General features: G+C 55.7%; 2 protein-coding genes. One reads left to right on the forward strand and one right to left on the reverse strand.

Annotated elements, in window-relative coordinates:
- Positions 1-31: 31 nt before the first annotated feature.
- Positions 32-280 (reverse strand): Arm DNA-binding domain-containing protein, encoded by a 249-nt coding sequence (locus DKT70_RS18795; RefSeq protein WP_325048053.1) that lies wholly within the window; start codon positions 278-280, stop codon positions 32-34.
- A gap of 242 nt (positions 281-522) precedes the next feature.
- Here DKT70_RS18795 and DKT70_RS17600 point away from each other — a divergent pair, with 242 nt between their 5' ends.
- Entirely contained in the window at positions 523-1,032 is a 510-nt protein-coding gene (locus DKT70_RS17600) for a hypothetical protein (RefSeq protein ID WP_111560335.1), read from the forward strand.
- The last annotated feature ends 234 nt before the right edge of the window (positions 1,033-1,266 follow it).

Consider the following 1,266-nt stretch of genomic DNA (forward strand, 5'->3'; position numbering starts at 1 on the left):
TCCCGTTTCCCATAGAACACCTCCTGGTTCCTCAGTTGGTGCTCTCCACATTTTCCGGGCAAGTCCATTTTGCCAGTGTCACCACAGGGGGACTACCGAGGCCCAGCTCGCGCCGCCTGCCCTGAATGATGATCCGCTGCATCCATGACCGAGCGCCGCTTGGCTTGACCAAGAGGTACAAACCCAAGCCCCCGCCGTCGTGATACTTGCCCGGTGAGAGGGGCGACCTAATTAATGCTGCTGATAATCTAGCCGCGGGCCGCCGAGTTGGAACTTCCATGGAACTACCCCCCAATTATCCCCCCACGCCTCTCGCGAACGTATGGGACGCACTGGGAACTCGCAAGCCGGTTCATAACCATACACTGCTGTATTTAAATAATTCTGCGGATCACGTGGGAACTTCCCAGACTTAGGGCGGGCGGACACCGCCTCCGCCACGGCTTATTGCTTTTATTGAGCAATATGAACCGACTGGACAAAGAGCCAGGTAACCACAGGTGACACAAAAGGTGACACGCTGTGATCTTGCTATTTGAATCAGGGGCCTTCCGGTTGACTGCCAAGTACATTCAGAAAAAGGGTAACGTCTGGTATTTCAGGCGTCGTATCGCTGTAGGTTGCGAAGGCTTGCATAGGGACGCAGCGGGCAAGCCTCAGTCCGTGTTGTTCTTTTCCCTCAAGACCGGCGTCCAGATGGAAGCTGCCAAAAGGGCAGATGAGCATGCACGCAGACAGGATGCCCTGTGGTCTAACCATCTATCCGGGACAGACATAGTCGGCATTGACCCCAAGGTTGCTCTGGGACGCCTAGAGGCGGCTGGTTTGAAGCCAGGAGATGGTCTGCGCTACCGAGACAGTCCTGCCCTTGATGACTTCGTACAAGCCCTTACAGGGGGGGCCTATGAGCAGGGAGAGTATCGCCCAGCACCAGACCCGCAAAGCAGGCTGACGCTTGACCTCCTGATGGGCAATCAGGTTCCTCGGACCTTGAGTGATGCACAGGAAAAGCATGTGGCACTAGGCAAGTGACGTGACCGAGGAACAAGACTGCTCAGTAGCAGTACGACAGATCTTGGTCGGTGCTCACGGGCATCACCGGAGACGCCATCCTGACGCATGTCCGTAGAGAACATGCCAACCTGTTTGTTGAGAAACTCCGCAACCGGGGCATCACTACCGATACGATCTTCAAGTTCTGACCTTCCCCCCGGAACGTCCCTCGGTTTGATGTAGAGTTTGCTTCATCACGAAGGAGCAAACGAC

Origin of the sequence: Paracoccus sediminilitoris, assembly GCF_003259195.1 — a bacterium.
In the GTDB taxonomy this organism is placed as follows: domain Bacteria; phylum Pseudomonadota; class Alphaproteobacteria; order Rhodobacterales; family Rhodobacteraceae; genus Paracoccus; species Paracoccus sediminilitoris.

Excerpts from the sequence above, each read along its gene's own strand:
- DKT70_RS18795 (WP_325048053.1), bottom strand. The coding sequence starts at position 280 with ATGGAAGTTCCAACTCGGCGGCCCGCGGCTAGATTATCAGCAGCATTA.